The 25,948-nt window shown below is 71.1% G+C and carries 22 protein-coding genes, 4 tRNA genes and 1 riboswitch; of the genes, 10 read left to right on the top strand and 16 right to left on the bottom strand.

The features are described from left to right. Positions 1-71: 71 nt before the first annotated feature. The 8 genes from ABZW11_RS35955 to ABZW11_RS35920 form a co-directional block, all read right to left on the bottom strand. The gene (locus tag ABZW11_RS35955) at positions 72-314 is read right to left on the bottom strand and encodes a TspO/MBR family protein (protein WP_355427298.1); all 243 of its coding nucleotides are present in this window, start codon (positions 312-314) and stop codon (positions 72-74) included. Between the two features lie 201 nt (positions 315-515). Beyond that, on the bottom strand, positions 516-1,589 hold the full coding sequence (locus ABZW11_RS35950) for a mechanosensitive ion channel domain-containing protein (protein WP_355427295.1): 1,074 nt from the start codon (positions 1,587-1,589) through the stop codon (positions 516-518). 19 nt (positions 1,590-1,608) lie between these two features. Continuing rightward, positions 1,609-2,604, bottom strand: a complete 996-nt coding sequence (locus ABZW11_RS35945) for a ribonucleotide-diphosphate reductase subunit beta (RefSeq protein WP_355427292.1) — start codon at positions 2,602-2,604, stop codon at positions 1,609-1,611. 14 nt (positions 2,605-2,618) lie between these two features. After that, positions 2,619-4,790, bottom strand: coding sequence for a ribonucleoside-diphosphate reductase subunit alpha (locus ABZW11_RS35940; protein WP_355427289.1), 2,172 nt, complete (start codon positions 4,788-4,790; stop codon positions 2,619-2,621). A 105-nt stretch (positions 4,791-4,895) separates the two neighbouring features. Further along, a riboswitch (cobalamin riboswitch) is annotated at positions 4,896-5,101 on the bottom strand. A 4-nt stretch (positions 5,102-5,105) separates the two neighbouring features. Next, complete coding sequence (locus ABZW11_RS35935; RefSeq protein WP_355427286.1) at positions 5,106-6,047, bottom strand: tripartite tricarboxylate transporter substrate-binding protein; 942 nt, start codon at positions 6,045-6,047, stop codon at positions 5,106-5,108. Between the two features lie 124 nt (positions 6,048-6,171). Next, on the bottom strand, positions 6,172-6,927 hold the full coding sequence (locus ABZW11_RS35930; RefSeq protein ID WP_355427283.1) for an SAM-dependent methyltransferase: 756 nt from the start codon (positions 6,925-6,927) through the stop codon (positions 6,172-6,174). A gap of 58 nt (positions 6,928-6,985) precedes the next feature. Further along, complete coding sequence (gene glmS, locus ABZW11_RS35925; RefSeq protein WP_355427280.1) at positions 6,986-8,806, bottom strand: glutamine--fructose-6-phosphate transaminase (isomerizing); 1,821 nt, start codon at positions 8,804-8,806, stop codon at positions 6,986-6,988. A gap of 18 nt (positions 8,807-8,824) precedes the next feature. Next, a complete protein-coding gene (locus tag ABZW11_RS35920; protein WP_355427277.1) occupies positions 8,825-9,100 on the bottom strand; it encodes a hypothetical protein in 276 nt (91 codons plus the stop codon). Positions 9,101-9,306: 206 nt separating this feature from the next. On the opposite strand from ABZW11_RS35920, the gene ABZW11_RS35915 reads away from it, so the two are divergent. From ABZW11_RS35915 to ABZW11_RS35895, 5 genes are all read left to right on the top strand, one after another. Beyond that, positions 9,307-11,316: an N-acetylmuramoyl-L-alanine amidase gene (locus ABZW11_RS35915; protein WP_355427274.1), complete on the top strand. Its 2,010-nt coding sequence runs from the start codon at positions 9,307-9,309 to the stop codon at positions 11,314-11,316. A 106-nt stretch (positions 11,317-11,422) separates the two neighbouring features. Beyond that, positions 11,423-11,494: transfer RNA gene (locus ABZW11_RS35910), tRNA-Gly, on the top strand. Between the two features lie 15 nt (positions 11,495-11,509). After that, positions 11,510-11,580, top strand: a tRNA-Cys gene (locus ABZW11_RS35905). A gap of 49 nt (positions 11,581-11,629) precedes the next feature. Beyond that, a tRNA-Gly gene (locus ABZW11_RS35900) sits at positions 11,630-11,701 on the top strand. A 19-nt stretch (positions 11,702-11,720) separates the two neighbouring features. Beyond that, a tRNA-Val gene (locus tag ABZW11_RS35895) sits at positions 11,721-11,792 on the top strand. A 127-nt stretch (positions 11,793-11,919) separates the two neighbouring features. Here ABZW11_RS35895 and ABZW11_RS35890 read toward each other — a convergent pair. Genes ABZW11_RS35890 through ABZW11_RS35880 form a run of 3 tightly spaced genes read right to left on the bottom strand, consistent with a single transcriptional unit; the run spans position 11,920 to position 14,911 of the window. Then, positions 11,920-12,744, bottom strand: coding sequence for a DeoR/GlpR family DNA-binding transcription regulator (locus tag ABZW11_RS35890; protein WP_355427272.1), 825 nt, complete (start codon positions 12,742-12,744; stop codon positions 11,920-11,922). Beyond that, complete coding sequence (gene pdxA, locus ABZW11_RS35885; protein ID WP_355427269.1) at positions 12,741-13,739, bottom strand: 4-hydroxythreonine-4-phosphate dehydrogenase PdxA; 999 nt, start codon at positions 13,737-13,739, stop codon at positions 12,741-12,743. Before pdxA ends, ABZW11_RS35890 begins: the two co-directional genes overlap by 4 nt. Continuing rightward, the gene (locus tag ABZW11_RS35880) at positions 13,736-14,911 is read right to left on the bottom strand and encodes a four-carbon acid sugar kinase family protein (RefSeq protein WP_355427267.1); all 1,176 of its coding nucleotides are present in this window, start codon (positions 14,909-14,911) and stop codon (positions 13,736-13,738) included. The genes pdxA and ABZW11_RS35880 overlap by 4 nt, the downstream gene beginning before the upstream one ends. Positions 14,912-14,988: 77 nt before the next feature. Between ABZW11_RS35880 and ABZW11_RS35875 the strand changes: the two genes are divergently transcribed. Continuing rightward, entirely contained in the window at positions 14,989-15,753 is a 765-nt protein-coding gene (locus tag ABZW11_RS35875) for an aldolase/citrate lyase family protein (protein WP_355427264.1), read from the top strand. Positions 15,754-15,914: 161 nt separating this feature from the next. Continuing rightward, positions 15,915-16,703, top strand: a complete 789-nt coding sequence (locus tag ABZW11_RS35870; RefSeq protein ID WP_355427261.1) for a hypothetical protein — start codon at positions 15,915-15,917, stop codon at positions 16,701-16,703. 97 nt (positions 16,704-16,800) lie between these two features. Here ABZW11_RS35870 and ABZW11_RS35865 read toward each other — a convergent pair whose 3' ends face one another. Then, positions 16,801-17,112 carry a DUF6401 family natural product biosynthesis protein gene (locus ABZW11_RS35865; protein ID WP_355427258.1) on the bottom strand — a complete coding sequence of 104 codons (312 nt, stop codon included), beginning with the start codon at positions 17,110-17,112 and terminating at the stop codon, positions 16,801-16,803. A gap of 210 nt (positions 17,113-17,322) precedes the next feature. Continuing rightward, positions 17,323-18,480 (bottom strand): 4-hydroxybenzoate 3-monooxygenase, encoded by a 1,158-nt coding sequence (locus ABZW11_RS35860; RefSeq protein ID WP_355427255.1) that lies wholly within the window; start codon positions 18,478-18,480, stop codon positions 17,323-17,325. A gap of 80 nt (positions 18,481-18,560) precedes the next feature. Between ABZW11_RS35860 and ABZW11_RS35855 the strand changes: the two genes are divergently transcribed. Beyond that, positions 18,561-19,307, top strand: a complete 747-nt coding sequence (locus tag ABZW11_RS35855; protein WP_355427252.1) for an IclR family transcriptional regulator — start codon at positions 18,561-18,563, stop codon at positions 19,305-19,307. A gap of 5 nt (positions 19,308-19,312) precedes the next feature. Here ABZW11_RS35855 and ABZW11_RS35850 read toward each other — a convergent pair whose 3' ends face one another. After that, a complete protein-coding gene (locus ABZW11_RS35850) occupies positions 19,313-21,073 on the bottom strand; it encodes a thiamine pyrophosphate-dependent enzyme (protein WP_355427250.1) in 1,761 nt (586 codons plus the stop codon). 82 nt (positions 21,074-21,155) lie between these two features. On the opposite strand from ABZW11_RS35850, the gene ABZW11_RS35845 reads away from it, so the two are divergent. Both ABZW11_RS35845 and ABZW11_RS35840 read left to right on the top strand, forming a co-directional pair. Then, positions 21,156-22,049, top strand: a complete 894-nt coding sequence (locus tag ABZW11_RS35845; protein ID WP_355427247.1) for an NAD(P)H-binding protein — start codon at positions 21,156-21,158, stop codon at positions 22,047-22,049. A 72-nt stretch (positions 22,050-22,121) separates the two neighbouring features. Further along, positions 22,122-23,549, top strand: a complete 1,428-nt coding sequence (locus ABZW11_RS35840) for an FAD-dependent oxidoreductase (RefSeq protein ID WP_355427339.1) — start codon at positions 22,122-22,124, stop codon at positions 23,547-23,549. Between the two features lie 46 nt (positions 23,550-23,595). Here ABZW11_RS35840 and ligD read toward each other — a convergent pair whose 3' ends face one another. Continuing rightward, a complete protein-coding gene (gene ligD, locus ABZW11_RS35835; protein WP_355427244.1) occupies positions 23,596-24,804 on the bottom strand; it encodes a non-homologous end-joining DNA ligase in 1,209 nt (402 codons plus the stop codon). 194 nt (positions 24,805-24,998) lie between these two features. Then, positions 24,999-25,745: a crotonase/enoyl-CoA hydratase family protein gene (locus ABZW11_RS35830; RefSeq protein ID WP_355427241.1), complete on the bottom strand. Its 747-nt coding sequence runs from the start codon at positions 25,743-25,745 to the stop codon at positions 24,999-25,001. Between the last annotated feature and the right edge of the window lie 203 nt (positions 25,746-25,948).

Here is a 25,948-nt window from a genome sequence, read left to right as displayed (position 1 = left end):
ATCGTCATGAACGCGCTGATCGACCTGCTGGTCGGGGCCATCGATCCCCGGCTCGGCGTGACCGCGGGGAGTCAGGGGTTGCGGCGGGCGATGGCGGTGTTGAGCGCGGTGGCGAAGACCGTCCATCCCGCGTACGGCAGCAGGGCCAGCGCGGCGCGCCGGTCGGCCGGCCAGGTCCGGCGGATGAGCAGCGCGTTGGAGGCGTTGAGCACGAGGATCTCGGCGAGCGCCAGCTTCGGGGTGCGAGTGCGGTCTTCAGGAGGACTTTGCCTTTCATGACGTTCCCCCTGCCCCGCCGGCGTCCATGGACGCACGCCGTCGAGGCTGGGCCCCGGGCCCGGCCGGCGTCAACCGGCCCGGGGCGAGGGCGGGGTCCGGCCGGGGGGCGCCATTCCCACCGGCCAGGCCGTGGCCCGGCGGCCCTCTTCTTTCAGGGTCGCGAGTCCGGGCGAAGACAGCTGATCAACCCTGGACGATCTCCACGATAGGCAGGCGTTCGACGCCCCGGCCACCGATTATTCACCGGCGTCATTGCCGGCACCTGCGCGGCTCTCCGGCGTCTCCACGCGAAAGCGCGGCAGCGACTCGGGGAAGTTCTCCCTGACGTAGTTGACGAGGAACTCGCGAACGTCGCACTTGAGGTCCCACGACGACGGCGAGTCGGCGGCGCTCATCAGCGCCCGCAGCTCGACCAGTCCGTTCGGCAGCACCTCGGTGACCTGGAGCGTCCAGTCCTTCTGGTCCCACAGCGGGTTCTCCTGGAGGAAGGCGTAGAGGGCCTCACGCAGCTTGGGCACCGGCACCGACCAGTCCACCCGCAGGTACACCACGGCGAGCACGCGGCTGCCGTGGCGGGTCCAGTTCTCGAACGGGTTCTGGGTGAAGTACGAGACCGGCAGCACCAGGCGGCGCTCGTCCCAGAGCCGGAGCACGACGTACGTGAGCGTCAGTTCCTCGATGCGCCCCCACTCCTTCTGCACCACGACCACGTCGTCCAGCCGCAGCGCGTCGCTGAAGGCGAGCTGCAGCCCGGCCAGCACGTTGCCGATCGTGGACTGGGCGGCGATGCCGACGACGGCGCCCGCGATGCCGGCCGAGGCGAGCAGCCCGGCGCCGAGCGCCCGCACCTGGGGGAAGGAGAAGAGCATCGCGCCCAGGGCGATGACGATGACGACGGCGGCGGCGATGCGGCGCACCAGCCCGATCTGCGTCATGATGCGCCGGGCCCGCCGGTTGCGCTCGCCCTCGACCTGCACGAGCCGGTCGAGGATGACGTCGGTCAGCGCGTACGCGGCCTGCACGATGAGCCAGGTGACCACGGCGATGGTGACGAGGCCGAGCGCCTGCTGCACGGTCGCGCCGAGGGCCCGCTCGGAGGGCGAGTCGCCGAACATGCCGGGCCCGAACACGAGGTTGAACGCGACGATCGCGGCCGTCAGGAAGGCGGGCCACGTGCAGTGCTCCACGAGGTGCTGGGCCAGTGCCCACTTGCGGCCGGCTCTGTTGAGCAGGCGCCGGGCCACTTCCACCAGGAGGATCGAGCCGACCACCGAGATCAAAAGGATCGGCCAGTCCGCTGGAGACTGCACGTTTGTTGCCCCCTATGTCTTAGAACGTCTCGTCAAAGCTCACATTGCCCTCAACCGCCACCTGGTACGCAGAGACACGCCGTTCGAAAAAGTTGGCCAGCTCCTGCACGTCCTGCAGCTCCATGAACGCGAAGGGGTTGGCCGAGCCGTACCTGCGGGGCAGGCCGAGCCGGGCGAGCCGCTGGTCGGCGACGTACTCAAGATATTGGCGCATCTGGCCCACGCTCATGCCCGGCATGCCGTCGCCGCACAGGTCGGCGGCGAAGGCCAGCTCGGCGGCCACGGCCTCCTCCAGCATCTCGGTGACCTGCTTGCCCAGCTCGTCGTCGAACAGCTCGGGCTCCTCGGCCCGTACGGTGTCCACCACGCTGAAGGCGAACTCCATGTGCATGGACTCGTCCCTGAACACCCAGTTCGTCCCGGTGGCGAGACCGCCGAGCAGCCCGCGCGAGCGGAACCAGTAGACGTAGGCGAAGGCGCCGTAGAAGAACAGGCCCTCGATGCACGCGGCGAAGCAGATGAGGTTCAGCAGGAACTGGCGGCGCTCGGCGGCCGTCTCCAGCCGCTGCATCCCGCCGATCGAGTCGATCCACTTGAAGCAGAACTCCGCCTTGTCGCGGATCGACGGGATGTGCTCGATCGCGGCGAACGCCTTGACCCGCTCATCGGGGTCGGGCAGGTAGGTGTCGAGCAGCGTCAGGTAGAACTGCACGTGCACGGCCTCCTCGAAGAGCTGCCTGCTCAGGTACAGGCGCGCCTCGGGGGCGTTGACGTGCTGGTAGAGGTTGAGCACGAGGTTGTTGGCCACGATCGAGTCGCCGGTGGCGAAGAAGGCGACCAGCCGGTTGATGAGGTGCCGCTCCTGCGGCGTCATCCTCGCCAGGTCGGCGAGGTCGGAGTGCAGCTCCACCTCCTCGACCGTCCAGGTGTTGCGGATCGCGGCGCGGTAGCGCTCGTAGAAGTCGGGGTAGCGCATGGGCCGCAGGGTGAGGTCCATGCCGGGGTCGAGCAGCATGTCGAGGGGGCTCCTTACTGGCAGGCTTCGCAGGTTTCCGGGTTCTCCAGCGAGCAGGCCACCGCCTGCGCCGCAGGCGCGGCGACCGTGGTCTGCGCGATGCGCGTCGCGGGCCGCGAGCGCAGGTAATAGGTGGTCTTCAGGCCCTTCTTCCAGGCGTAGGCGTACATCGAGGAGAGCTTGCCGATGGTCGGGCTGGCCATGAACAGGTTGAGCGACTGCGACTGGTCGATGTACGGCTGCCGCGCGGCGGCCAGGTCGATGAGCGCCTTCTGCGGCAGCTCCCAGGCCGTGCGGTAGAGCAGCTTGAGGTCGTCGGGCACGCCCGGCACCTGCTGCACCGAGCCGTCGGCCCGCTTGAGGTCGTCGCGCAGCGCCGCCGTCCACAGCCCGCGCGCCTGCAGATCGGCCACCAGGTAGCGGTTGACCTGAAGGAACTCGCCCGACAGGGTCTCGCGCTTGAACACGTTGGACACCTGCGGCTCGATGCACTCGTAGCAGCCGGCGATCGAGGCGATGGTGGCGGTCGGGGCGATGGCGACCATGAGCGAGTTGCGCAGGCCGGTCGTGGCGATCTTCGCGCGCAGCGCGTCCCAGCGTGGTCCGGTGGCGGCGCCGTAGTGGTCGGGGTGCAGCACTCCCCCGGCCGCCCTGGTCTCGTCGTACGACGGGTGCCTGCCGCGCTCGGCCGCGAGGTCGGCCGAGGTGTCGTACGCGGCCAGCGCGATCTCCTCGGCGATCCGGGTGGACAGCTCCAGCGCCTTCGGCGAGTCGAACGGCAGCCGCAGCGTGAAGAACACGTCGGCCAGGCCCATCACGCCGAGCCCGATCGGCCGCCACCGCTTGTTGGCCGCCTCGGCCTGCGGCGTCGGGTAGAAGCCGAGGTCGATGGTGCGGTCGAGGAAGCGCACGGCGGTCCGCACGGTGCGGCGCAGCCGCTCCCAGTCCAGATCCCCGCTCATGTCACCGCCCGCGAGGTGGGCGGCCAGGTTGACCGAGCCGAGGTTGCACACCGCGGTCTCGGCGTCGCTGGTGACCTCCAGGATCTCGGTGCACAGGTTGGACAGGTGGATGACGTTCTCGGGGCGGGCGGTCTGGTTGGAGGTGCGGTTGGCGGCGTCCTTGAACGTCATCCAGCCGTTGCCGGTCTGGGCGAGGGTGCGCATCATGCGGCCGTACAGGGTGCGGGCCGGAATCTGCCGGACATATCGCCCGGCGGCCTCGTAAGCGCGATATCTCGCCTCGAACGCCGATCCGTACAGGTCGGTGAGGTCGGGCACCTCCTTCGGGTCGAACAGCGACCACATCTCGTCCGCCTCCACCCGGCGCATGAACTCGTCGGGCACCCAGTTGGCCAGGTTGAGGTTGTGGGTGCGGCGGGCGTCCTCACCGGTGTTGTCACGCAGCTCCAGGAACTCCTCGATGTCGGCGTGCCAGGTCTCCAGGTAGACGCAGGCCGCGCCCTTGCGCCGCCCACCCTGGTTGACCGCGGCCACCGAGGAGTCGAGCGTGCGCAGCCACGGCACGATGCCGTTGGAGTGGCCGTTGGTGCCCCTGATCAGCGAGCCCCGCGAACGCACCCTGGTCCACGCGATCCCGATGCCGCCGGCGTACTTCGACAGCCGCGCCACCTGGCCGTAGCGGTCGTAGATGGCCTCCAGCTCGTCGCGGGGCGAGTCGAGCAGGAAGCAGGACGACAGCTGCGGGCGGCGCGAGCCGGAGTTGAACAGCGTGGGCGAGCTGGGCAGGTACGACAGCGTGGACATGAGCGCGTACAGCTCGGCCGCCTCGGCCACGGTCTCCGACAGCCCGCAGGCCACCCGCAGGAAGAAGTGCTGGGGCCGCTCCAGCACGGCGCGCGTCTCGGGGTGGCGCAGCAGGTAGCGGTCATAGACCGTGCGCAGCCCGAAGTACTCGAAGCGGTCGTCCGCCGCGTCCGAGACCAGCGCGTCCAGCTCGGCGGCGTGCGCGGCGACGAACGCGGCGAGGCGGTCCTGGACGAGCCCGGCCGCGTGGGTGGCGGCGATCGACTCGGAGAACGTCCGCACGCCGTGCCCGGCCGCCTCGTCGGCGATCTCCTCGGCCAGCAGCCGGGCGGCGACCCGGGAGTTGGCCGGATCGGCGATCACCCGGGCGGCGGCCTCCTCGATGGCCAGGCGGCGGTCAACCTCAACGATCTGGGTCACGTGCTCTCTCTCCTCGCGAGCTTCCCCATGAGGGCAGGCGAGAGCACGGCGGAGCGCGGCGCGGGGCGCGCCGGACCGCGTGTGCCAGACCCGCCCTCGAGGCCATGAACACTGCACACCGCTGGCAGGTCTTCGGGCTCGCGGGCCCGCTCCACCTCCGTGGAGCTCCTACTGGCCGTCGCTTCCCGGATCTCTCCAGTGCTCTATGACGGCGGTCGTTCCCGCTCACCGCTGCGGGGCAGCCCCGGAATCGCACCGGGTTCCCTTTTGCTCCGCCCCCGAGGAGGCGAACCAGCGACGACCGAGATCCTACATCTAGTGGCCGTTCCCGCAACTACCCCAGCATGTTGTGGCTTTGGTCGTGTCGACCATGCCGAGATCCCGCAGCACGGCGCGGGTGCGGGCCAGCTCGGTGTCCAGCCAGTGGGCGAAGTCGTCGCCCGTGAGCGGGATCGGCAGCCAGCCCGCGGCCCGGCAGGCGGCCTCCCACGCGGCGGAGCCGAGCACCTCCTCGCACAGGCGCACGGCCGCCTCGCGGCTCTCCCCGTCCATGTCCTCGGGCCCGAACGCGCCCACCCACTCGGCGAAGTCGACCCGCACGCCGCACTCCAGCAGGGTCGGCGCGTCCAGCTCCGGCACGCGGACGGCCGAGGAGACCGCGAGCGGCCTGATCCGCCCGCGCTTGAGCCCGGGCCGCCAGTCGGACAGCGGCCCTGCGGCGGCCACGGCCCTGCCGGACAGCAGCGCGGCCACGGCCTCGGGGCCGCTGGGGTAGCCGGTGTAGTCGACCTGCCGGGTGTCGGCGCCGAGCGCCCGCGCGATCAGGCCGAACAGCAGGTGGTCGGGCTCGCCCTGCGACCCGCCCGCCAGCATCGTGTGGCCTGGATCGGCCAGCAGTCTGGCGCCGAAGTCGCCGAAGTCCTTCAGCGGAGAGGCGTCGGGGACGACCACGACCAGCGCCTCCCCGCTGAGCCTGGCGAGCGGGGTGGCGGTGTCGATGATGCTCTGGCCGTTGTTCAGCTCCGCCGCGGCCAGCGCGGGCAGGCCGCTCAGGGCCAGGTCGACGCCGCCGCCCGGCTCGTACCCGACGGCGAGGGCCGCTCCCGCGAACGCCTGCCCGACCCGCTCCCAGCGCCGCCCGTCCGGCTTGAGGGTGAACCCGGTGATCGGCACGTGCCCGCCGGCCCGCTCCGTGCCGCAGCCCGCGATGGCGGCGGCCACTCCCAGCCCGCAGGCCAGAAAGCGCCGCCGGCGCATATGCTTCTCCCCCGAACCCCCCATTACTCTAGGTTATTAACCCATTACGGCAGGCTATACACCGGGGTCATGGTCGCTATTCAAAATCGATATATGTTGCGCTTTTTCTTGATTTTCGGGCTTATTAAGCTTTACGGGCGACTCCGGCCATAAGGGACGAAGGGAGCGACCAGTCACCCACCAGCTTGGGCCGGTCCGGCCGCCAGTCCGTCGCCTGCACCAGCCCCGGCGGTTCCATCGGGAAGTCCCCGAAGAACGCCCTGATGCGCGCCGGCGAGCGATCCGTCCCGCTGCCCGCGCGGCCCGGCGGCGGCTCGTCGTCCTCGCCGCGGGAGGTCGTGGCGTGCGAGATGACCAGGAAACTTCCCGGCGCCAGCCGCTCGCGCAGCGCCGCCACCGCACCCTGCGGGTCGTCGGAGTCGGGCAGGAAGTGCAGGATCGACACCAGCAGCACGCCGACCGGCCGCTCGAAGTCGAGGAACTCCCCCGCGCCGGCCAGCACGTTCTCGGTGTCGAGCAGGTCCGCCTGGGCGAACCTGGCCCGGCCGGGAGTGCGCCTGAGCAGGACCGCCGCGTGCGCCCCCACCACCGGATCGCTGTCGACGTAGACGACCTTGGCGTCCGGGGCCACCTCGTGCGCGCTGCCCTGCGTGGGCAGGCCACTGCCGAGGTCGAGGAACTGATCGACCCCGGCGCGGGCGACATAGCGTACGGCACGCTGAAGGAAGGCCCGGTTCGCGCGGGCCAGCGGGACCGCCTCCGGGATCAGCTCGGCGAGCTGATCGAGGGCCTGGCGATCGACCGCGAAGTTGTCCTTCCCGCCGAGCATGTAGTCATACATGCGTGCGGGATGGGGCCTGCGATGGTCGAACTGCCGCACCCTTTGAATTTATGCCGTCCGCGCCGAGATAACGATAGTCTGGGCAAATTTGGATTAGCTACTCAACCGTAACGCTCTTGGCGAGATTGCGTGGCTTGTCGACGTCGCGGCCCAGCGCCACGGCCGCGTAGTAGGCCAGGAGCTGCAGCGGGATCGTCAGCAGGATCGGGTCGAGCTCGATCTCGTTCTTCGGGATCACGATCACGTCGTCGGCCAGCTTGGCGTCAGGCTCGCGGTGGCCGACCATGAGCACCTGACCGCCGCGGGCGCGGATCTCACCGAGCGTGGTGAGGTTCTTGTCGAGCAGCTCGTCGTCGGGGACGATCGCGACCGTCGGCATGTCGGGGCCGATCAGCGCGAGCGGCCCGTGCTTGAGCTCGCTGGCCGGGTACGCCTCGGCGTGCACGTACGAGATCTCCTTGAGCTTCTGCGCGCCCTCGCGGGCCACCGGGTAGCCGCGCACGCGCCCGACGAACATCATGCTCGGGTGCGGCGCGTACTTCTTGGCCAGCTCGGCGATGCGGTCGCTCTGCCCGAGGATCTGCTCGATCTGGCCGGGCAGCCGGCGCAGGCCCTCGACGATGCGGCGGCCGTCGGCGGGCGACAGGTCACGCACCCGGCCGAGGTGCAGCGCGAGCAGCGCGAAGGCCAGGCACGTCGAGGTGAACGCCTTCGTCGATGCCACCGAGACCTCGGGCCCCGCGTGCAGGTAGATGCCGCCGTCCACCTCGCGGGCGATGGCGCTGCCGACGGCGTTGACGATGCCGATGACCCGGCCGCCCTTGCGCTTGAGCTCCTGCACGGCGGCGAGCGTGTCGTAGGTCTCGCCCGACTGGCTGATCGCGACATAGAGGGTGTCGGGGTCGACCACGGGGTTGCGGTAGCGGAACTCGCTGGCCGGCTCGGCGTCGGACGGGATGCGCGCCAGCTCCTCGATGAGCTGCGCCCCGATCTGCCCCGAGTAGTACGCCGATCCGCACCCGATGATCTTCACCCGGCGGAAGCCGCGCGTCTCGCGGGCGTCCATGTTGAGCCCGCCCAGGTGGGCCACGTGGAAGCGCTCGTCGAGCCGGCCGCTCATCGTGCGGGTGATCGTCTCGGGCTGCTCGGAGATCTCCTTGAGCAGGTAGTGCTCGTAGCCGCCGGTGTCGTAGTGGCCGGCGTCCCAGTCGACGGTCAGCGGCTCCTTCGCGGTCTCCCGCGCGTCACTGGAGAAGGTGTGGAAGCCGTCGGCCTTGAGCACGGCCAGCTCGCCGTCCTCCAGGTGCACGACCTGGCGGGTGTAACGGACCAGCGCGGCGACGTCGGAGGCGGCGAACATCTCCTTCTCGCCGATGCCGAGCACGATCGGGCTGCCGTTGCGGGCCACGACCACCTCGCCGGGCCGCTCGGCGTCGATCACCGCGATGCCGTACGTGCCGACGACGCTCTTGAGCGTCTTCCTGACGGCTTCTTCCAGCGTGTCGTTCTCGTCCGCGGCGTGGGCGATCAGGTGGGCCAGCACCTCGGTGTCGGTCTCCGACGCGAACACCACCCCGTCGGCCTCCAGCTTGGCGCGCAGCTCAGCGGCGTTCTCGATGATGCCGTTGTGGACGACGGCGATGCGCTCGTCGGCCGACAGGTGGGGGTGGGCGTTGACGTCACTCGGCACGCCGTGGGTGGCCCAGCGGGTGTGGCCGATGCCGAGGCCGCCCTTGAACCGCGCCGGCACCACCTTCGCCAGGTCGGCGACCCGGCCCTTGACCTTGCGTACCTTCAGTCCCTTGTTGGACACCACGACCCCGGCCGAGTCGTAGCCCCGGTATTCCAGCCGCTGCAGCCCCTCCAGCAGGATGGGCGCGGCGTCCTTGGGGCCGACATAGGCCACGATTCCGCACATCGAGGTCTCCTCTTCATCTCATCCGTAGACGATCCTGCGGAGCTGCCTGAGCGACAGCTCCGGAGCCGCGACCCTGCGGCTCCGTAACTCGGAGGCGATCCGGGGGAAGATCTCGTCATTGGTCAGGCCGCGCGCCTTGAGCTCGCCGTGCCGCCGCCTGACGAACTCCTCGGCGGACTCGGAGAAGTAGGCGAGCACGTCGGCGACCACGCGGGCCGCCTCACCTGGACCGAGCGGACTCGTCCGCGTGAGGTGCGCGATGAGGTCTTCGTACGGATGCCGTGCCGTGGACACAGACGAGGACCCTACGGCTCTGGAGCGAGACACGCCAACATCCTGCCCGATATCGGGCAGGAAATGCGCTCAAGAGCGCCGCATCGCTGATCGACATGCCACGTTCGAGGCCGATCACTTGCGTAACATCCGACCCGCCTGACCCATCCCTTTCTGGGAATGGTTACGGTGAGTAGTCATATCGTGACGTTCCTGGGGAGATGTTCATGCAGCTCTGGCTCGCCGCCGCCCTCGCCGCCGGCGTCCTCACCGCGCCGGCCACCGTCCCCCTCATGTCCGCGCCCGCCGCCTCGGCCCCCACTGCACCTGGGGGACGGCAGGCCGACTTCGCCGCGGCCGCCCGCGAGTACGGGGTACCGGAGAGCGTGCTGCTGGCGGTGTCGTACCTGGAGTCGCGGTGGGACGCCAACGGCGGCCGGCCCAGCACCGCCGGCGGGTACGGGCCGATGCACCTGGTGGACGCGTTCCCCGCCGGCGTTCACGAGCACCTCGGCGACGCCCACGGCGACCCGCGCGGCGACGAGACCAGACCGATGACGCCCGTTCACGGGCACGCGGCGCTGCGGGTCTCCGGCGCGCAGCAGCAGACCACGCTGCCCGAGGCGGGCCGGCTCGCCGGGCTGCCGCCCGAACTGCTGCGCGACGACCCGGCCGCCAACATCCGCGCAGGCGCCGCCCTGCTCGCCTCCTACCAGGACGAGCCCAGCTCCGATCCCGCAGACTGGCACGGCGCCGTCGCCAGGTACGCCGGCACCGACGACCCGAAGGCGGCCGGCGCGTTCGCCGACGAGGTGTTCTCCGTGATGCGGGAGGGGGCGCGGCGGCGTACCGACGACGGGCACCTGGTGGAGCTCGACCCCGTGCCCGACCTGCGGACCTGGGACCCTGACACGTTCCCCCACCTCGGCGACCCCGACGACCCCGGCGACTTCGCCTGGGACGACGACGTCCCCGAGACCGACGAGCAGGGGCAGCCGAGCACGCCCAAGGGCCACACGGCCGGCGGCACCGGGGACGGCAAGGCCGAGTGCCCCGCCTCGCTGCACTGCGAGTGGATGCCCGCCGCGTTCAAGCGCTTCGGCAAGAAGAAGGACCGCGACTACGGCAACCACGACCGCCTGTCGCGCAAGCGCTCGGTCGACTACATCGTCATCCACGACACCGAGGGCGGCTACCAGGGCATCCCCTCCCTCATCCGCAACCCCAAGTACGTGAGCTGGCACTACACCATCCGCTCTCGCGACGGGCACGTCGCCCAGCACGTCGCCACCAACGACATCGCCTGGCACGCCGGCAACTGGGACGTCAACACCCGCTCGATCGGCATCGAGCACGAGGGTTACCTGGCCAAGGGCGGCACCTGGTACACCGAGGCGATGTACCGGTCGTCGGCCCGCCTGGTGCGCCATCTCGCCGCCAAGTACCGCATCCCGCTCAACCGGGCGCACATCCTCGGCCACGACAACGTCCCAGGGACGACGCCCGCGACCGTGGCCGGCATGCACGAGGATCCCGGACCCTACTGGGACTGGGCGCACTACTTCGAGCTGATGAAGAAACCGTTCAAGGCGGCCAAGAACGGCGATTCCATCATCATCCGTCCCGACTACGCCACGCACCGGCCGCGCTTCACCGGCTGCGAGACCACCAAGCCCGACAAGAAGTGCCCGCCGCACGGGGCCTCTACGGTGTGGCTGCACAAGTCGCCGAGCCACAGCGCTCCCCTGGTCGACGACATCGGCAAGCATCCGGGGAAGGCGAGCACGTACAGCGTGTACGACCACAGCGCCCGCGCCTCCACCGGCCAGCGGTACGCCGTCGCCGAGCGCAAGGGCGACTGGACGGCCATCTGGTACCTGGGACAGAAGGCGTGGTTCCACAACCCGGCCGCGAACCCGACCGCCGTCCCCGCCAAGGGCCCGCTGGCGACGCCCGTCTCGGGAGCGGTCAAGGTGTACGGGCGGGCCTATCCCGAGAAGTCCGCCTACTCGAAGGCGTCGGCGCAGCCGCTGACGCCGCTCAAGTACACGATCCCGCCGGGGCAGACGTACGCGGTGGGCGACACGATCACCGGCACCCACTACTCCGCGAACGCCTACCGCCCCTCCGAGCACGTCACCACCACCGGCAAGACCCGCTACCACCAGATCCAGCTCGGTCACCGGGTGATGTTCGTGATGGCGTCGGACGTACGGCTGGTGCATCCGTCCGCCTGAACCCGGCTCTTGTTTCGACCATGAACCCCTGCGATGCGCACGGGCACTCCGCGAAGACGATATGGTTTTCCCGTGGACCCGGCGCATCGCCGCCGGGGGCAGACACGCGGAAGTGGCTCAGTGGTAGAGCATCACCTTGCCAAGGTGAGGGTCGCGGGTTCGAATCCCGTCTTCCGCTCGGAGCAAGACTCCTGGTGGAGTGGCCGAGAGGCGAGGCAGCGGCCTGCAAAGCCGTCTACACGGGTTCAAATCCCGTCTCCACCTCGGCGGCCGACGGACCCTCCTGGATCCGCTAAAGTAAAGACAGCGCCATGCGGAAGTGGCTCAGTGGTAGAGCATCACCTTGCCAAGGTGAGGGTCGCGGGTTCGAATCCCGTCTTCCGCTCTGAGTGACAACTCAATACGGACGATTAGCTCAGCGGGAGAGCGCTTCCCTGACACGGAAGAGGTCACTGGTTCAATCCCAGTATCGTCCACCCCTTTCTGGCCCCAGCCCACGGTTTCGTGGTCTGGGGCTTTTCGCCGTCCGGAACGCCCGGCCCGGACTGTCCGTGACGCCACCCCCTGCCTTGCTTACCGCGCCGGGCCGTCTCGCCGGGGACGTCAGATGGCGATCACCGTCTCCACGCCTCTCGCCGTGAAGGGCTCCAGGAGGTCGTCCGTGGCGGAGGTGTCCGTGACCAGCGTCCAGTGGTCGGGCATGCGGGCCCAGGCGTGGAACGGGCGGCGGCCCAGCTTGGCGGCGTGGACCAGGACGTAGACGTGGCCGGAGCGGGCCATCATCAGCTCCTTGAGGCGGGTCTGCTGGAGGCCGGCCTCGCAGATCCCGTCCTCCGCCGTCACCCCGTCCGCGCCCAGGAACGCCCGGTCGAACGTCATCCGGCTCAGCGCCGCCTCCGCCAGCGGGCCCACGAAGCCCTGGCTGACGTGCCGCAGCGTGCCGCCCAGGCATTCGACGTGCACGCCGGTCCCCACCAGTTCCTGCAGCGCGGTCAGCCCCGTGGTCGCCACGGTCAGGTCGGCCGCGTCCCGTAGCTCGTGGGCCAGGGCGCCCGTGGTCGAGCCCGAGTCCAGCAGGATCGTCTCGCCCGGCCGTACCTGCGCCGCCGCCCAGCTCGCGATGGCCCGCTTGGCCTCGAACGCCTCCCCGATCCGCTGCCGCAGCGACGCCTCCGGGTGCGTCACGACCGCCATCGCGCCGCCGTACGTGCGGGCCAGCAGCCCGGCCGCCTTCAGATGAGCCAGGTCGCGCCGGATCGTGGACTGCGTGACGCCGAACCGCGCCGCCAGTTCCCCGACGCTGGCCAGGCCGGTCTCGGTGGCCAGCCGCACGATCTCCTCCCGCCGCACGTCCGCCGCCCGCTCCCCCGCGCCCTGTGCCCTCGGGGGCCGCTCGTCCTTCCCCAGGCGTGGTGATGGCGGCGTCATGAGGTACGGGCCTGGGACAGTTCGGCGGCCTGGCGGAGGGCTTCGAGCATGCTGCCGGGGTCGGCGAGGCCCTTGCCGGCGATGTCGAAGGCCGTGCCGTGGTCCACCGAGGTCCGGATGACGGGGAGGCCGACGGTGATGTTGACGCCGGCCTCCAGGCCGAGGATCTTGACGGGGCCGTGGCCCTGGTCGTGGTACATGGCCACGATGAGGTCGTAGTCGCCGCGTCCGGCCAGGAAGAAGGCGGTGTCGGCGGGAAGCGGGCCGTGCACGTCCATGCCCTCGGCGCGCAGCCGATCGAGGGCGGGCACGATCTTCTCCTCCTCCTCGCCGTACCCGAACAGGCCGTTCTCCCCCGCGTGCGGGTTGATCCCGCACACGCCGATCTTGGGACGCTCCAGCCCGGAGCCGCGCATCGCCGCCGCGCCCCGCCGGATCGTCCGCTCGACCAGGCCGGGCTCGATGCGGGCGACCGCGTCGATGAGGCCGATGTGGGTGGTGACGTGGATGACCTTGACCTTGGCGGTCGAGAGCATCATCGACACCTCCTCGGTGCCGGTCAGGTGGGCGAGCAGCTCGGTGTGGCCGGGGAAGACGTGGCCGGCGGCGTGCAGGGCCTCCTTGTTGAGCGGGGCCGTGCAGATCGCCTGCACCTTCCCGGACATCGCCAGCGAGCCGGCCAGCCGGACGTACTCGTACGCCGCGTTCCCCGCCACCGCCGACACCTCGCCCCACGGGAGGTCGGCGGGCAGCAGGCCGGGGTCGATGACGTTGATCCGGCCCGGCTCGAACACCGCGTCCGCCACCCCGCCGACCGTCTCGATCCTGGCGGGCACGCCGAGGACGGCGGCGGCCTGGCGCAGGCGTCCCGCGTCACCGATGACGACGGGGCGGCAGAACCCGGCCGGCTCGGGAGCCAGCAGGGCGCCGACGATGACCTCCGGACCGACTCCGGAGCCGTCCCCCATGGTGAGGGCGATCAGAGGTGTGCTCATGTCAGCCTTTCGAAGTGGTGAGGCGCGAGGTGGGCGGCCATGCGCAGCAGGCTGTCGCGGCCGCCGAAGCTGCCAGGTCTGGTGACGACCGCGTGGCCCTGGGGCGTGCGGCTGTGGACGGCGCCGTGGTGCACCTGTCCGACGGGGGTCAGCTCGCGGACGCCGAGCGCGTCGAGCACCCGTCTCGCCGTCCCGCCGCCGGTCAGGACGAGGTTCGCGGGACGGCCCGCGAGGGCGCCCGTGACGATGTCCTCCAGAGCGCCCGTCAAAGGGCCCGAGGTGGTGAGGACGGCAGGTCCGGTGTCCAGGGCTCGTCGCAGGCGCGGTGCCGCGGTGTCCCGCGGCTCGTCCGCGCTCAGTGCGATCTGCTGGACGCCGTGCTGGAGCAGCAGCTCGACCTGGGCGGACACGCCCGGGTGCGCGGTGCCGACGATCACCAGGAGGGGCGCGTCCCGGGCCGGCCCCGCGGGACGGGGCGCGTCGGCGACGGTCCCGCCCAGGGTGCGGGCGCGGGTGCGGGCGCGGGCGAGGGCCGCGGCGAGGCCGCCCGCGCCGGCCAGCCGGGTACGCGGGTCGGCGGCGAGCGCGGCGGCCACGATCGCGTCGAGATCGCCGTCCGTCTCCGCGTCGCAGATCGCCACCCCCTCTGTCCCGTTGAGCGCCAGCGTCAACGCGGGGTGCCCCGCGCGGACGGTGGCCAGGGGGATGAGGGTGGCGGGGCGGCCGTCGAGTGCTCCGGCCACCGTGGCGGGTGCGGGGCGGGGCTCGATGTGCCAGGTGCGCGTTTCGCGCAGCGGGACGCCTTCGACGTACGGGACTCCGCCCACGACCGTACGACCGGCGGACGGCAGCGCGGGGGCCAGCACCACGGGCGCGTCGAGGCAGGCGGCGGCGATGGTGGCGGCGACGTTCCCGCGCAGCAGGGAGTCGATCTTGACGAGGACCCTGCGGTCGCCCGCGTGCGCGAGTGCCGCTCGTACCAGGGCATTCGCGTCGGGGTGATACCGGCTGCCGAGGTCGGCGACCAGCACCGGCGGCGCGGAGTCGTAGGGCGGCCCGGACAGCGCGATCAGCACGGCGCCGGCGGCGGGCATCAGCACGGCGGCCGTCTCCGCCGCCCCGGTCAGATCGTCGGCGAGCACGAGCACCGCATCCGCCTGTGCGCGAATCACGCAATCAGCATTGCACGAAACGCGCAGATAGTGCCAGAGTGAGCGAAAGGGCGTACACGAGGAGTCAGGAGAGGCCCGTGACCGCAGCCGAGTTCGCCAGGAAGATCCGTCATCGGGAACGAGCCGTCGGCTACTGGGTGGTCCTGGACGCGCCCGTCGCCACCGAGCGGCTGGCCCGGCTCGGGTACGACTACGTGGCCCTCGACGGCCAGCACGGCTTCATCGGCACGTCGGGGCTGCTCGCCAACCTCATGGCCATCGACGCGGGCGGCCGGTCCGCCGGGCTGGTCAGGGTGGAGTCGGGCGATCCGGCGGTGATCGGCCGGGCGCTCGACTTCGGTGCGGCGGGCGTCATCGTGCCGCTCGTGGACAGCGCCGCCGACGCCGCCCGTGCCGTCTCCGCCGCGCGCTACCCCGGTGCGGGGCGCCGCTCGTACGGGCCCATGCGCTCGATGCTGCGCATCGGCCCCACGCCCGCGGAGGCGGACGCGACCGTGCTCGTCCTGGCGATGATCGAGACGCCGGAGGGGCTGGCCGGCATCGAGGAGATCTGCGCCACGCCGGGGCTGGACGGCGTGTACGTCGGGCCGTCCGACCTGTGCCTGGCCGTGGGCGGCCGGTTCCCGAACGATCCCGAGGTCGCCGACGTCTTCGAGGCGGCACTTGAGCGCATCCGTACGGCGGCGGCCGACGCCGGCATCGCGGCCGGCATCCACAATCCGAGCGGCGAGCAGGCGGCGCGCCGGCTGGCGGAGGGCTTCACCTTCGCCACCGTCGCCGGCGACCTCAACCACCTGGAACAGTCCGCCGCCGCCCACCTGAAAGCCGCCACCTCCGCCTGACCCGTCCCGCTCACTGAAGTGGGAACCGAGATCGAGCCGGGAGGCGCCTTTACGTGATATAGGAAGTTTTGGCCATAATGTGAAGTATTTGGTGGCTCTCTGTGTATAGGCGGTTTCTGTCCGGGTAGCGCCGAGGCATTGGCTCCTCAGAGGAGGAAACCGTGGACATCAATTTCGGCCAAGGCATAGCTGACGCCTGGCGGTCAATAGCGGCGTTCGTTCCGAAGCTGGTCGCGTTCCTCGTGATTCTCATCATCGGGTGGATCGTGGCCAAGGCCCTGGAGAAGATCGTCGACAAGGTGCTCGAACGGGTCGGTTTCGACCGGGCGGTCGAGCGCAGCGGGATGCGGCGCTGGCTGGCGCGCAGCAAGTACGATGCCAGCAGCCTGATCGCCAAGATCGTCTTTTATGCGATCCTGCTGGTCACCCTGCAGATAGCGTTCAACGTCTTCGGGCCCAACCCGGTCTCGGCGCTGCTTGCCGCGGTGGTGGGCTGGCTGCCGCTGGCGATCGTGGCCATCGTGATCATCGTGGTGGCGGGCGCCGTGGCCAGGGCCGTCAGGGACATCCTGTCCGGCGCGCTCGGCGGCCTGTCGTACGGTCGCTGGATCGCGACGGCGGCGGCGGTGTTCATCTGGGCGCTCGGCATCATCGCGGCGCTCAACCAGATCGGCGTGGCCACGACCGTCACCACGCCGGTGCTGGTCACGGTGCTGGCCACCATCGGCGCGATCGCGGCGATCGGCATCGGCGGCGGGCTCATCCGGCCGATGCAGCAGCGCTGGGAGCGCTGGCTGGGCCGCATCGAGGAGGAGGCCCCGCAGGCCAGGGCGCATGCGGAGGCGTATCAGCGCGGGCGGGAGGATGCCCGGTCGATGAGCGAGGAGACGGCCCCGATGCGCAGCACGCGCGGCGGCGGTGCCACCCGCTCCGACATGCCTCCTGGCTGACCTGGGGGCGCCCGCCACGCGAGCGCCACCGGCACGATCGGCACGAGCCCCGGGCGAACCGCCTGGGGCCCGCGCCGGTTCACCCGGGCGAGCCCGCTCAGGCGGGATGGCCGTCTTCCAGGAGGCCCAGTTCGCGGGTCAGGTAGCAGACCGCCGTCAGCCGCAGGGACGGGGCGTCGGGCTCGCCGGTGAAGGACCAGCCGCGGTGGCGCAGCTCGTCGAGGAAGCCCAGCAGGTAGTCGCCCAGTGTCTCCCGGTCGAGCGGGATGGCGTCGCGTAGGTCCGCCGCGTGCTGGTCCACCGCGGCCACCAGCGCGGGGTCACGGCCCATGCGGGAGAGCTGGGCGTCGCCCAGTGCGTTCATCAGCCAGCGCAGGGGCGAAACCGCCCATCCATCCTCGAAGACCACCTGGACACTTTAAAGCATTCCCCAAGGTCAACCCCCTGACCGGGCATCTCACCCCCGGCCCTCACCCACCGTCGCGGCGACCGTCCCTCTGGAGAGAGACGGCCGACCCCGTAGGCCAACCCGACACCGGCCCTCCCCCACCCTCGTGGCGACCGTCCCTCTGGAGAGAGCCAACCCCACGGGTCAGCTGGGCAGTCGGCGGGTGTCTCGTCAGAACGGCAGGCCGACGTAGTTTTCGGCGAGGGTGGTGGCGGCGGCTTCTGAGGAGGTGACGTAGTCCAGGTACGACAGTTGCAGGCGGCGGGCGTAGGCGTCGTCCTCCTCGAAGGTGTGCAGCAGGGTCGTCATCCAGTACGAGAAGTGCTGGGCGCGCCACACCCGCTTGAGACACGCCTGCGAGTACCCGTCGAGCAGGTCGGTCGTGCCGTCCTTGAAGTACGCCGCGAGCGCCTCCGTGAGCACCCGCACGTCGGCCACGGCCAGGTTGAGGCCCTTGGCGCCCGTGGGCGGGACGATGTGGGCGGCGTCGCCGGCCAGGTAGAGCCGCCCGTACTGCATCGGCTCGACCACGAACGACCGCATGGGCGTGATGCCGCTCTCCAGGATCTCGCCGGTGGCCAGCGAGAAGCCGGGCACGGTCTCCAGGCGGGCCTTCAGCTCGGCCCAGATGCGCTCCTCCGGCCAGTCCTCCATGCGCGCGTCCGGCGGCACCTGGAGGTAGAAGCGGCTGATGGTGGGCGAGCGCATGCTGTGCAGGGCGAAGCCGCGCTCGGTCCTGGTGTAGATCAGCTCATCGGACGAGGGCGCGACGCGGGCGAGGATGCCGAGCCAGGCGAAGGGGTAATCGCGCTCGAAGACGCTCAGCACGCCCTCGGGGATCGACGGCCTGGACACGCCGTGGAAGCCGTCGCAGCCGGCGATGACGTCGCAGTCGAGCCGCTCGTCCCCGAACGTCACATAGGGCTCCGAGTCGAGCCCGTGCACGGCCACGTCCTCGACCTCGAACCGCACGTCGCCACCCGCCGCGAGCCGGGCCGCGATGAGGTCCTTGACGACCTCCTGCTGCCCGTACACGGTGATGGCCCTGCCGGGCACCAGCTTCTCGAAGGCGATGCGGTGGCCCGCGCCGCCGTACCTGAGCTCGATCCCGTGATGCGGCAGTCCCTCGCGCAGCATGCGCTCGCCGACGCCGGCCTCGACCAGCGTGTCCACCGTGCCCTGCTCCAGGACGCCGGCCCGCACCCGGCGCTCGGCGTAGTCGCGGCTGCGCTTCTCCAGCACCACGGAGGAGATGCCGCGCAGGTGGAGCAGATGAGACAGCAGCAGTCCAGCGGGGCCTGCCCCGATGATCCCGACCTGAGTTCGCATGAGGGAAAGCATGGTGGTTCTAGCGGATCAGGCCGAGAGCGGTCTTCCGCTGAGTGGAAAGCTGGTGCAGGATCGTCCTCATGTCAGGCGGCTCCCGCGAGGCGGGGCGTTCGGTGACGTCCAAGGTGCTGGCCATCCTGGGCGCGTTCGACGCGGCCCATCCCCAGCTCACGCTGACGGAGGTGGCGCGCCGCAGCGGGCTGCCGCTGAGCACCGCGCACCGGCTGGTCGGCGAGCTGGAGGCGTGGCAGGCGCTGGGGCGCGGGCCGGACGGGCGGCTGCGGGTGGGCCCGCGGCTGTGGGAGCTGGGCCAGCTCGCCCCGAACCGGCTGCAGGAGGTGGCGCATCCGTGGCTGCAGGAGCTGTTCGCCTCGACGGGCGAGAACGTGCACCTCGCGGTCAGGGACGGGCTCGAGGTCCTGTACGTGGACAAGGTGTACGGCAGGCGCGCGGTGCCCATCGTGTCGCGGATCGGGGCCAGGCTGCCGATGCATCCGACGGGCGTGGGCAAGGCGCTGCTGGCGTACGAGCCGGACTGGTTCGTCAAGTCCTACCTGGCCCGCAAGCTCGAACGCCCCACCGCCCACACCGTCACCGAGCCCGGCCGGCTGGCCAGGGAGCTGGCGGCGGTGCGCGTCCAGGGACACGCGCTGACGTACGAGGAGATGACGCTCGGCTCGTGCTCGGCGGCGGCGCCGGTGCTGGTGGACGGGCGGGCGGTGGCGGCACTCGGCATCGTGCTGTCCTCGCGGCGGGCCCGCGAGCTGCCCCGGCTGGTGGAGCCGCTGCGCGGCGCCGCCGCCGGGATCGCCAGGGCGATGGCCTGAGCCGTTCAGAACTTCTGGATGCGGTCCTTGAACAGCGTGGTCGCGATGGACGCCCGGTGCGGCTGCCCCTTGAGGAACGCCTGCGCGAAGCTCTTGGCCTGCTCGTAGGAGACCTTGCCCGGCATGGGCGGCTCGTTCGGGTTGACGTCCACGTCCACCAGCGCGGGGCCGTCGTGCGAGAGCGCCTGGCCGACGGCGTGGGCGACGTCCTCGGCCTTGGTCACCTTGGCGCCGAACCCGCCGCACGACCTGGCCCAGGCCGAGAAGTCGGCTTCGGGGGCGGCGTAGCGCACGCCGTGCTCGGGGTAGCCCAGCACCATCTGCTCCCACAGGATCTGGCCGAGCGAGTTGTTGTTGTTGATGATCACTTTGACCGGCAGCCCGTGCTGCACGGCGGTGAGGAACTCGGCCATGAGCATCGAGAAGCCCCCGTCGCCGACGTAGGCGATGATCTGCCGGCCGGGGAAGGCGTGCTGCATGGCGATGGCGTACGGCAGGCCGTTCGCCATGGAGGCGAGCGTGCCCGACAGGTAGAACTCGCGCTCGCCCCGAATCGTCCAGTGGCGCGCCGCCCAGGTGGCGATCGTGCCGCTGTCGCAGGTCATGATGGCGTCGTCGGTGGCGAGCTCGTCCACGATGGACACGACGTACTGCGGGGCGATGGGGTCGCGGTCGGGGTTCTCCAGCGACTCCATGTCGGCGCGCCACTTCGCCATCATCTTCTGGTACTTCGCCAGGTGGCCGTCGCTCTCCCTGCGGCGCAGCAGCGGCAGCAGGGCGCGCAGCCCCTCCTTGGCGTCGCAGACCACCGGCACGTCTGTCGCGATGCGCGCGCCCGCCCTGGTCGGGTCGGCCTCGAACTGCACCACCCTGGTGTCGTGCACCTCGGGCAGGAAGGTGGAGTACGGGAAGTTCGTGCCGACCATGAACAGCACGTCGGCGTCGTCCATCAGCTCCTCGCTGGGCCGGGTGCCGAGCAGCCCGAGCCCGCCCGTCGTGTACGGCGAGTCGTCGGGCACGACGGCCTTGCCGGGCAGCGTCTTGACGACGGGCGCCCCCAGCGCCTCGGCCACTTCGAGCACCTCCTGCCTGGCGTGCAGCGCGCCCTGCCCGACCAGCATGGCCGGGCGCTCGGCCCGGTTGAGCACCTCGGCCGCCCACTCCAGGTCCTCCTGCCGGGGCAGGCCTGACGGCTGCAGGTAGATGGGCGCGGTCTCGGGCGCTCGGGCGGGCGCGACCTTCCTGTACGGGTCCGCGCCCTCCTCCGCCACCTGGATGTCGTTGGGCAGCGTCAGGTGGGAGACACCGCGCCGGGCGTAGGAGGTCCTGATGGCGAGGTCCACGAGGGACGGGAGCTGCGCCGGGTTGCTGATCATCATGTTGTACTCGGCCACGTCGGCGAACAGCTTGTCCAGGTGGACCTCCTGCTGGTAGCCGGTGCCGAGCACGGACGTCTCCTGCATGCCGGTGATGGCCAGCACGGGGACGTGGTCGAGTTTGGCGTCGTACAGGCCGTTGAGCAGGTGGATGCCGCCGGGACCTGAGGTGGCGAGGCAGACGCCGATGCGGCCGGTGGCCTTGGCGTAGCCGGTGGCCATGAAGGCGGCGGCCTCCTCGTGGTGGACGAGGACGAAGCGCACCCGGTCGCGGTGGCGGCGTAGCCCCTCCATGATGCCGTTGATGCCGTCCCCCGGGAGCCCGAAGACGGTGTCGACGCCCCACGCGGCGAGCCGGTCGATCAAGGATTCCGCTGCTATTCGAGCCATGGGACCCGCCCTACCCCGCTCCGCCCCGGACAGGCACGCAGACGAGTGGACATTTCTGCATGTGGACGGGTAGGGGGCCGGTATGCGGATTCTGGTCACGGGAGCCACCGGCACGCTCGGAGGGGCGCTGGTGCCCGCCCTGCTCAAGGCGGGGCACGAGGTGCGTGCGCTGAGCCGGACCAAGCGGGAGGACCGCGGCAACGTCGACTGGATCTGGGGCGACCTGATCTCCGGCAACGGGGTCGAGGAGGCCGTACGCGACGTGGACGCCATCGCCCACCTCGCCACAAGCGGCCGCAAGGGGCGCGGCGCGGTGGACGTGCCGGGCACCAGGACGCTGCTGATCCTGGCGCGCGCGGCGGGGGTGCCGCACGTGCTGTTCACCTCGATGGTCGGGGCCGACAGGGCCGCGCACGGGCACCTGCGGCACAAGCTGGAGGCCGAGCGGCTGGTCATGGAGAGCGGCCTCGGCTGGACGATCCTCCGCCTCACCCCGTTCCACCAGTGGTTGCACCGCAGGCTGAGCGACCTGGCCTCGCTGCCGGTGCTGCCCGTGGACCGCTCGCTGCCCTGGCAGCCGGTGCACACCGGCGAGGTCGCCGCACGGGCCGCCGCGCTGCTGAGCGCGGCGCCGGCCGAGCGGGAGATCGAGTTCGGCGGGCCGCAGGTGATCACCACAGAGGAGCTGGTCAGGGTGTGGTTGCGGGCCTCGGGGCTGCGCCGGTCGTGCGTCCCCGTACGGTATCCGGGCCGTCTGTACGCCGCCCAGCGCGCCGGCCACCTGCTCACGGACGCCGCGCCCAAGGGTGAGATCAGCTGGCACGACTATCTGCTGCCGCCCGAGCCGATCTTGTCCGACGACTTCGCCACCGAACACACCGCCTCCCCCACGAGCCCGGCGACTCAGCCGGAACTGGACCCTGACCTGCGCGTATACGGAGGCGACGACGGGTACGAACGTCCGACACGAAGCTAGTGGTTTGTCCGGTTTCGTTACACTTCGCCGACTTGTTGGTCTGGCGCGACGTACTAGACAATGTGTCCGGTGATGAAAGGCATCCCGCTGACCAGAGACTTCGCCAACGGCGACGTCTCCTTCTGGTACCGGCAGATCGGCCTGCCCGCGCGGCGGCCCGCGCTGCCCGGCTCCCGAGACTACGACGTCGCCATCGTCGGCGGCGGCTACACCGGCCTGTGGACCGCGTACTACCTCAAGCGGGCCGAACCCGGCCTGCGCATCGCGATCCTGGAGAAGGAGTTCGCCGGGTTCGGCGCGTCGGGGCGCAACGGCGGGTGGTTGTCGGCCGAGTTCGCGGGCTCGCGCAAGCGGCACGCCGAGGCGCGCGGCCGGCAGGCCATGATCGAGCTGCAGCGGGCCATGTTCGCCTCGGTCGACGAGATCATCGACGTCGCCAGGACCGAGGGCATCGACGCCGACGTGCACAAGAGCGGGCTGATCCACGTCGCCACCAACCCGGCCCAGCGGCGGCGGCTGCGCGCCGAGGTCGCCGATCTGCGCACATGGGGCTACGGCGAGGGTGACATACGGCTGCTGGAACATGCCGAACAGCGCGAACGCGTCCAGGTGGCGGGCGCGCTGGAGGCCGCGTACTCGCCGCACTGCGCCCGCATCCAGCCCGCCAAGCTGGCCGTCGGGCTGGCCGCCACCGTGGACCGGCTCGGCGTGGACATCTACGAGGACACCACCGTCACCGAGATCCTGCCCCGGCAGGGCGGTGGCAGCGGGGGCAGGGCGGCGGCCGTCACCACCCGCGGCACCGTCACCGCCGACTACGTCATCCGCGCCACCGAAGGCTTCACCGCCAGCCTGACCGGGCAGCACCGGCAGTGGCTGCCGATGAACAGCTCCATGATCGTCACAGAGCCGCTGCCGCCCGACGTGTGGAAGCACATCGGCTGGCAGGGCGGCGAGCTGCTGGAGGACGAGGCCCACGCCTACATCTACGCCCAGCGCACCGCCGACGACCGCATCGCCATCGGGGGGCGGGGAGTGCCGTACCGGTTCGGCTCGCGTACCGACCGGCGGGGGGCCACCCAGGCGCAGACCGTCGCGCTGCTGTGGCGGATGCTGGTCAAGCTCTTCCCCGCCGCCGTGGACGTGCCGGTGGCGCACGCGTGGTGCGGTGTGCTCGGCGTGCCGCGCGACTGGTGTTCGACCGTGCACCTCGACCACGCCAGCGGGCTCGGCTGGGCCGGCGGCTACGTCGGCAGCGGCGTCACCACCACCAACCTGGCCGGACGCACCCTGCGCGACCTGGTGCTGCGCCGCGACACCCCGCTGACGGGGCTGCCGTGGGTGGGGCGGCAGGTGCGGCAGTGGGAGCCGGAGCCGCTGCGGTGGGTGGGCGTGCAGCTCATCTACGCGTTGTTCAGGGCGGCCGACCGGCACGAGAACGAGCGCGGCACCCGCACCTCGGCCTACGCCCACCTCGCCAACCTGATCTCAGGCCGCTGACGAGCCTCACCGCCTCGGCCCGCCGGCCCGCAAGCCCGCAAGCCCGTCAGTCCGACGAGCCCGACGAGCTTGAGGGGTGCCAGGGGTCGTAGTCGACCTCGAGCGGCTCCTGCGGGGGCCGCTCGTCCTCGGGGACGTGCTGCAGGTTGACCCGGATGCGGTACCACACGCTGCTGCGCCCCCGCATGCCGTCGACCAGCACGTCGGCGGGCTCGAGCCGGGCCGCGACCTCGGGATGGCGGGCCTTCCACCGCTCGAACCCGGCCATCGCCTCGTCCTTGTGCTCGGCCCTGGCGATCTCGATCAGCGGCTTGGTCTGGCGCCTGCGCCCGGTGCCCTTGGGCGGCTTGGGCGCGGGGCCCAGCTCCTCGGCCAGCTCAAGCAGGCCGTCGAGGGAGCCGGGATGCAGGTCGATGTCCTCCCACGGGTCGCCGCGCTCGGCCAGCCGCGCGGGGACGGTCTCGATCGTGTACGCCTCAGGATGGCAGTCAGGCACCTCGTCCCAGGTCAGCGGCGTGGACACCCGGGCGTCCTCGACCGCGCGCACGGAGTAGGCGGAGGCCACCGTACGGTCATAGGCGTTCTGGTTGAAGTCGACGAACACCCCGTGGCGCTCCTCCTTCCACCACCGGCTGGTCGCCAGGTCGGGGGCGCGCCGCTCAACCTCGCGGGCCACCGTCTCGGCAGCCTTGCGCACCTTCGAGAACGGCCACCGCCGCTCGATCCGGGCATAGACGTGGAAGCCGCGCGACCCCGACGTCTTGGGCCAGGCGACCAGGCCGTGGTCGGCCAGCACCTCCCGCGCCACCTGCGCCGTGGCCAGCACGTCTGCCCACGGAACGCCCGGCACGGGGTCGAGGTCGATGCGCAGCTCGTCGGGCCGCGACAGGTCGTCGGAGCGTACGGGATGGGGGTTGAGGTCGACGCAGCCCAGGTTGATCACCCACAGGAGCTGCGCGAGGTCGGTGCAGACGACCTCCTCGGCGCTCAGCCCCGAGCGGTATTTGAGCTCGGCCACCTCGATCCAGCCGGGCCGCTTGGCCGGGGCCCGCTTCTGGAAGAACGCCTCCTCCTCGATGCCGTGCACGAACCGCTTGAGCACCATCGGCCGCCCGTGGACGCCCCGCAACGCCGCCTCACCCACCGTCTGGTAGTAGCGGACCAGGTCGAGCTTGGTGTGCCCGGACCGCGGAAAGACCACCTTGTCGGGGCTGGTGATGCGGACCTCACGCCCGGCGACCTCGATGTCAGCCATACGATCACGATACGCGCCACCACCGACAACCTCCGGGACCCGAAAAGCACCGCGCCCTGGGAGGGCGGCGCCCGAGGACGGCCCGGGAGGACGGCGCGCGGGAGAGCGGCGCGCGGGAGAGCGGCGCGCGGGAGAGCGGCGCGCGGGAGAGCGGGAAGGCGCGGATCCGGTTATCGGCCGGAACGGCGCGAAGCTCAAGCCGGGAAGGCGCCGTGGCGGCCGGCGCCGGAGGCGAAGCGGGCGGCGCCGTCGGAGGCGTCGGGGAGCGACACCAGGCCGTGGCGCAGCTCGTTGCGCATCGCGTCCGCCTCGTCCAGCCCGTCCTGCTCCAGCACCGACATCCGGTCGCCGCGCAAGCACGCCTGCGGGAAGCGGGCGATGCGCGCGGCCAGCTCCTCGGCGTGCCGCCTGGCGGTGCCGGTGGGGACGAGCCGGTTGGCCAGCCCCATCTCGTACGCCTCCCGCCCGCCGACCCGCCGCCCGGTGAGTATCAGGTCCATGGCCCTGGACGTGCCGATGAGGCGCGGCAGCCGTACGGTGCCGCCGTCGATGAGCGGCACCCCCCACCGGCGGCAGAACACCCCGAACACGGCGTCCTCCTCGGCCACCCGCAGGTCGCACCAGAGCGCGAGCTCCAGCCCGCCCGCGACGGCGTGCCCTGCGACGGCCGCGATGACCGGCTTGCCGAGCCGCATCCTGGTCGGCCCCATGGGGCCGTCGCCCTCCTCGCCGACGTGGTTGTCGAGGGCTTTGAGATCGGCTCCGGCGCAGAACGTCCCGCCCTCGCCCCACAGCACGGCCACGTCGGCGTCACTGGCCTCGAAGTCCCTGAACGCCTCGGCCAGCGCGTCGGCGGTCTTGCGATCGACGGCGTTACGCGCCTCCGGCCGGCTGATCACCACGGTAGTGACCGCGCCCTGGCGCTCCACGCGTACGGTCATGCGACCCTCCTCGGGCAAGCGTGCGAACTCCTCGGAGAACGCCCCGAGCGTACGCCGACGCCCCGCCCCCGACCAGCCACACGACTTTGCATCCATATATCGGCGCAATTTAGACGAACGCCTTTAGAGTGCAACCCTCAGCCCCCGGCGAACAAACGCGAAAACCCATCGCTTTGCCTTTCCTTGATGCAAGGATGGACGCC

This window comes from Nonomuraea sp. NPDC004580 (genome assembly GCF_040609855.1).
Taxonomy (GTDB): domain Bacteria; phylum Actinomycetota; class Actinomycetes; order Streptosporangiales; family Streptosporangiaceae; genus Nonomuraea; species Nonomuraea salmonea.
The sequence above is the reverse complement of the archived record's forward strand: the minus strand, read 5'-3'. Positions and strand labels throughout refer to the sequence as shown.